Source organism: Streptomyces californicus (assembly GCF_000717645.1).
Lineage (GTDB): Bacteria > Actinomycetota > Actinomycetes > Streptomycetales > Streptomycetaceae > Streptomyces > Streptomyces californicus.
This window is the reverse complement of sequence record NZ_JNZZ01000094.1, coordinates 1-246: the sequence shown is the minus strand read 5'-3', so window position 1 is coordinate 246 and position 246 is coordinate 1. Positions and strand designations below refer to the sequence as shown.

Annotated in this window: 1 protein-coding gene; it reads right to left on the bottom strand. The window is 68.7% G+C overall.

Annotated elements, in window-relative coordinates; translation table 11 throughout:
* A partial coding sequence (locus tag IF19_RS1000000138605; protein WP_032774508.1) for a hypothetical protein occupies positions 1–246 on the bottom strand: 246 nt, incomplete at both ends.

Genomic DNA, 246 nt, shown 5'->3' with positions numbered 1-246 from the left:
GAAGCGGTACGGCTGGTGGACCTGTTCGGTCGTACCGGCGCGCTGGACGCCGCGCGGGCTGTAGGCGTACGTGTTGACCTTCGTGCCCGTTTCGTCGGCGAGGGCGACCACCGAGCCGAGGGCGTCGGTCAGGTAGTAGTGGTTCTTCCCCCCACGGGTCATGGAGTTCAGCGTGCCCCCGGGCTCACGGTTGAATCCGGTGTCCACACCGGCCGTTGAGGTCGCGGAGAGGCCGAGCGGGCCGTT